7 protein-coding genes are annotated in these 5,158 nt (G+C 48.5%); all 7 read left to right on the forward strand.

Going from position 1 to position 5,158, the window contains the following annotated elements:
• A partial coding sequence (gene fliN / locus AC4MRN_RS19375) for a flagellar motor switch protein FliN (RefSeq protein ID WP_491204233.1) occupies window positions 1-375 on the forward strand: 375 nt, incomplete at its 5' end.
• Window positions 335-814: a flagellar biosynthetic protein FliO gene (gene fliO, locus AC4MRN_RS19380; RefSeq protein WP_370241380.1), complete on the forward strand. Its 480-nt coding sequence runs from the start codon at window positions 335-337 to the stop codon at window positions 812-814. The genes fliN and fliO, both read left to right, overlap by 41 nt.
• Entirely contained in the window at window positions 804-1,565 is a 762-nt protein-coding gene (gene fliP / locus AC4MRN_RS19385) for a flagellar type III secretion system pore protein FliP (protein WP_491204234.1), read from the forward strand. The genes fliO and fliP overlap by 11 nt, the downstream gene beginning before the upstream one ends.
• A gap of 9 nt (window positions 1,566-1,574) precedes the next feature.
• Window positions 1,575-1,844 carry a flagellar biosynthesis protein FliQ gene (fliQ, locus tag AC4MRN_RS19390; RefSeq protein WP_140956082.1) on the forward strand — a complete coding sequence of 90 codons (270 nt, stop codon included), beginning with the start codon at window positions 1,575-1,577 and terminating at the stop codon, window positions 1,842-1,844.
• Complete coding sequence (gene fliR, locus AC4MRN_RS19395) at window positions 1,845-2,627, forward strand: flagellar biosynthetic protein FliR (protein WP_155015443.1); 783 nt, start codon at window positions 1,845-1,847, stop codon at window positions 2,625-2,627.
• Between the two features lie 16 nt (window positions 2,628-2,643).
• Entirely contained in the window at window positions 2,644-3,768 is a 1,125-nt protein-coding gene (gene flhB, locus AC4MRN_RS19400; protein ID WP_491204235.1) for a flagellar biosynthesis protein FlhB, read from the forward strand.
• 155 nt (window positions 3,769-3,923) lie between these two features.
• On the forward strand, window positions 3,924-5,158 hold a 1,235-nt coding region (locus tag AC4MRN_RS19405; RefSeq protein ID WP_491204236.1), incomplete at its 3' end, for an FHIPEP family type III secretion protein.

Genomic DNA, 5,158 nt, shown 5'->3' on the forward strand with positions numbered 1-5,158 from the left:
GCAGCCATGGCTGAACAGGCTGAAGCAGAGGCTGACGATGGCGGTGCCGATGATGATGTAAAAGTCGCAGAACTGGACGAACTCTCTGACGATGCACCCATTACTCAGGAAGAAAAGAAAAAACTAGATACGATTCTGGATATTCCCGTGACCATTTCTATGGAAGTGGGCCGCAGCCAGATCAGCATCCGAAACTTACTGCAACTTAACCAGGGTTCCGTGGTTGAGTTGGACCGGGTTGCCGGTGAACCACTGGACGTGCTTGTAAATGGCACGTTGATTGCTCATGGAGAAGTAGTAGTGGTCAACGATAAATTTGGTATTCGGTTAACGGATGTTATTAGTCAAATCGAAAGAATTAAAAAGCTCAGGTAAAAACCTATTAAAATCAGTGGGGTATTTCTTTACCCCGCTGGCAATCCTCCTTTCACCTGCGGCAAACGCCGCTGCCAGTATCACTAACCCGACCTCGGTACTGTCAATTTTTCTATCACTTTTGCTGATTGTCGGCATCATTTTTTCGCTGGCGTATGTCATGCGTCGGTTTAATGTCACTCCCGGTAACAGCCAGCACTTAAAAGTCGTTGCGAGCCTTTCTGCAGGGGCCAGAGAACGGGTGATGGTCATTCAGGTTGGCGAAGAGCAACATCTGATAGGCGTTACCGCACAGAACATTAATCACCTGAGCAAATTAGACACCCCGATTGTTACGCAGCAAGACAATCAGGGCGGCGCGATGTTCAAACAAAAACTGGTGCAGGCGATGGCGCAAAAAATGAATCCATCGCTGAAGGAGAGTGGCGATGACAAGTAAACTCATGAAATGGTTGGGGGTAGCCCTGCCAATTTACTTGCTGGCTGGGCCAGTATTGGCTCAGCAGGGGATTCCAGCAGTCACAGTAACCACCAACAACGACGGTAGTCAGGATTACACCATGACGCTGCAAGCGCTGTTTATTATGACAGCGCTGAGCTTGCTGCCTGCGTTTATTATGATGATGACGTCATTCACCCGAATTATTGTGGTGTTGTCTATTCTGCGTCAGGCGATTGGTTTACAGCAGTCTCCGTCGAACCAGATCCTGATTGGGGTCAGTTTGTTTTTGTCGATGTTCATCATGGCTCCCGTATTTGACGAGATTAATGAACGGGCATTGCAACCGTATCTGGAAGAAGAAATGACCTCAATGGAAGCCATTGAGCAAGCAAAAGGGCCAATGCGGGCTTTCATGTTGTCGCAAACCCGGGTGAAGGATTTAGAAACGTTCGTATCGATTGCCGGAGACGAAGACAAATATCAGGATCCAGCTGATGTGCCATTGAATATTCTTATCCCTGCGTTTGTTACCAGTGAACTAAAAACCGCGTTTCAGATTGGCTTCATGTTGTTTATTCCCTTTCTGATCATCGATTTGGTCGTTGCTTCCATTCTAATGGCCATGGGTATGATGATGCTGTCACCCATGATTGTGTCATTGCCGTTTAAACTTATGTTGTTTGTGCTGGTGGACGGTTGGAACCTGATATTCGGCACGCTGGCGACCAGTTTTGGTATGGGTGTGTAGGAGAGCGTCATGTCACCAGAAGTGTTTGTTGAAATCCTGCGTGAATCCATGTTCATGGTTATTCTGCTGGTATCTGCAGTGATTGTTCCCAGCCTGATCGTTGGTCTTATTGTTGCCGTATTTCAGGCGGCAACGTCTATCAACGAACAAACCATGAGTTTTTTGCCTCGTTTGTTAGTGACGTTGCTGGCGTTGAGTTGGGGCGGAAACTGGCTGGTGCAAAAGCTGATGGACTTTACTTTCCACATGGTCGAGCAAATACCACAGGTGATTGGCTAAATGGATGTTTCACTGGTTGCCATTAATCAGTTTCTGGCTGATTTAATGCTGCCCTTTATGCGTATAAGCGGCATGTTTGCCGCCATGATTGGCATTAGTGCTAAATCGATTCCCACGCCTGTTCGCGCGTTACTAGCCATTTTTTTGTCGCTAGTGATCATGCCGGTAGTACCGCCGTCGCCGGTCAATAACCTGGTTGATGTAGGTGTGTTTTTACTGGGTATTCAGCAATTGCTCATTGGCATTGCCATTGGCTTTATTTCCATGATGGTGCTGAATACGTTCGTGCTGGCCGGTCAGGTTATTGCCATGCAAACCGGTTTGGGTTTTGCCAGCATTGTCGACCCCGTGAATGGGATTAACGTGCCCGCGGTCGGTCAGTTCTATCTTATTTTAGCCACCTTGTTGTTCTGGCAACTCGATGGTCATCTGTCGATGATACAGATGATGGTCATGAGCTTTGACGCTTTCCCCATTGGTGAAAGCTGGTTTGCACCCGAGCAACTTCGCGATATCGCCCATTGGGCAGGGTGGATGTTTGTCGCGTCTTTGACCCTGGCGTTAGCGCCGATTATTTCATTGCTTATTGTTAACCTGGCCTTTGGTGTGATGACCAAAGCGGCACCACAGTTAAATATTTTCAGTATCGGTTTTTCGATTGCGCAAATAATGGGCCTGATCATTATCTGGCTCACGCTGGACAATTTTACCAGCCACTTCGAAAACCAATGGCAGCGTGCCTTGCAGTTTATGTGTGAACTGCTGGCAGTGTGTCCGACCTAAACGGGGGTAGGCCAGCATGGCTGATACACACGAAAAAACAGAAGACGCCACGTCCAAACGCCTCGAAGACGCCAGAAAAAAAGGCCAATTGGCGCGTTCGAGGGAATTATCTACCACATTGGTTTTGATTGTGAGTGGCGTTATGTTTCTGCTCATTGGTGGCTACATTGCCGAGGCCCTGTTTGCAATCATGCAGCGGGTATTTACCTTGTCGCGTGATGAAACCTACGACCCTACTCATATGTTCTCGGCCTGGGGAGAAGCGCTTTCAGCTGTCAGTATTCCCGTTATTGGCTACATGATTGTCGCCATGATAGCGGGCATTTATGGCTCGATTGCATTGGGTGGGTTTAATTTTACCTGGTATTCAGCCCAGCCACGCTGGAACAAAATGAGCCCGATTCAGGGCTTTAAACGCATGTTTGGTATGAATGGCCTGGTTGAATTGCTGAAGGCCATCGCTAAATTCTTCGTGATTGGCGGTATGGCATTGGTGTCGCTGTCCTTTTTCCAGGATGAGGCGCTGCACCTAGACCAGGAGATTTTCCCGCTGAATGTGTTCCACGCGCTGGACATGATTGAATGGGCGTTTTTCTTTCTGACTCTGGGTATGATCCCCATTGCCTTGATTGATGTGCCATACCAGGCGCATAAGCACAAAGAAGAAATGAAGATGACCAAGCAGGAGGTCAAAGACGAGCGGAAAAACGCCGAAGGTGACCCTCAGGTTAAAGGTCGTATTCGTCGTTTGCAATATCAGGCCGCCGCGCGCCGAATGATGCAGGAAGTGCCGAAGGCCGATGTGGTTGTGACAAACCCGACTCACTACTCAGTGGCACTGAAATACGACCAGAATGGCAACCGGGCACCCGTAGTCGTTGCCAAAGGGGGCGACGAACTGGCGATGCATATTCGTAAGATTGCAACAGCCCATGACGTGCCTCTGGTCGCAACGCCTATGCTAACCCGGGCAATTTACTACACCACAGAAGTTGATGAAGAGATTCCGCACAAGCTATTCATGGCTGTCGCGCAGGTACTGGCCTATGTGTTCCAGTTAAAAGCCTTTAAAGCGGGTAAGGGTAAACGTCCCAAGCCGGTTTCAAATAATCTGCCAATCCCACCGGATATGCGCTACTAAATTGACAATAAACAGCCTGCTTATGCGGGCTGTTGTGTTTTTGTGATGGATTAATAATCAGTTAGCACCACAGCAGTAAAAGCTGGCACGTAGATTGATATACCTACAGAAAGAAACGTTATTGCGTCAAAAATCTGTTGGTAAGAATTTAACTTATGGTGCTATCTGATTATCTACAACGCTTTGATAAAGCGCAGTTGCAACAGCTGACTCAGGGATTGGGTGTACCGTTAGTGTTGTTGGCCATTATGGGCATGGTCATTCTGCCCATGCCGCCACTGCTACTGGATGTGCTGTTTAGTTTCAATATTGCTTTATCCCTCGTGATTATTTTGGTGGCGGTATTTACCCAGCGCCCGGTAGATTTTGGTATTTTCCCCCTTGTTCTGTTAATCGCAACCGTATTACGTCTGGCATTAAACGTGGCTTCGACACGTGTTGTGTTGTTGTATGGCCACGAAGGCGGCGATTCGGCGGGTAAGGTGATCGAGGCCTTTGGTGAGGTCGTGATAGGCGGCAATTATGCCGTCGGTGTGGTTGTTTTTGCGATTTTGCTAATCATCAACTTTAAAGTCGTTACCGCAGGTGCGGGTCGTATTTCTGAAGTGAACGCGCGCTTTACCCTTGATGCTATGCCAGGTAAGCAAATGGCAATTGATGCAGACTTAAACGCAGGCTACATCGACCAGGACGAAGCCCGTCGTCGCCGCGAAGATATTACCGCTGAAGCGGATTTCTACGGTTCAATGGACGGTGCGTCAAAGTTCGTAAAAGGCGATGCAATCGCCGGTTTGTTCATTATGTTAATCAACATCGTGGGCGGGTTGTTCATTGGCATGATCCAGCACGATTTGAGTTTCGGCAACGCGCTCGAAGTGTATACCATCCTGACCATTGGTGATGGTCTGGTCGCGCAAATTCCCTCGCTGTTGCTGTCGGTAGCCACCGCCATTATCGTGACGCGTGAAAACGAAACCCAGGAAATGGGCTCAGAGATCAAAGACCAGCTGGGTAACAAACAAGCGCTGTATATTGCTGCAGTGATCTTGTTTGTCATGGGCATTGTGCCAGGTATGCCGCATTTGGCCTTTCTGAGCTTTTCAGCACTTGCTGGAGGCTATGCGTATTATCAGACGTATCAGGAGAAAAAACGCGCCCTTGAACCAGCTAAACCGGTTGTTACCAATGACCAGGATGCCGCGCCGGTTGAAGTAAAAGAACTGGGCTGGGATGACGTACAACACGTTGACACCATTGGTTTGGAAGTGGGCTACCGGTTAATTCCGTTAGTAGATAAAGCCCAGGGTGGCGAACTACTGAGTCGGATTAAAGGGGTGCGTAAAAAGCTGTCTCAGGAATTGGGCTTTTTGGTGCCCCCCGTGCCTATTCG

The sequence above is a fragment of the Marisediminitalea sp. genome (genome assembly GCF_984433645.1).

What these genes read in the sequence shown, in the direction of transcription:
- fliR (WP_155015443.1), top strand. Translation starts at nt 1,845, where the DNA reads ATGGATGTTTCACTGGTTGCCATTAATCAGTTTCTGGCTGATTTAATG.
- fliO (WP_370241380.1), top strand. Translation starts at nt 335, where the DNA reads ATGTTATTAGTCAAATCGAAAGAATTAAAAAGCTCAGGTAAAAACCTA.
- flhB (WP_491204235.1), top strand. Translation starts at nt 2,644, where the DNA reads ATGGCTGATACACACGAAAAAACAGAAGACGCCACGTCCAAACGCCTC.
- fliP (WP_491204234.1), top strand. Translation starts at nt 804, where the DNA reads ATGACAAGTAAACTCATGAAATGGTTGGGGGTAGCCCTGCCAATTTAC.
- fliQ (WP_140956082.1), top strand. Translation starts at nt 1,575, where the DNA reads ATGTCACCAGAAGTGTTTGTTGAAATCCTGCGTGAATCCATGTTCATG.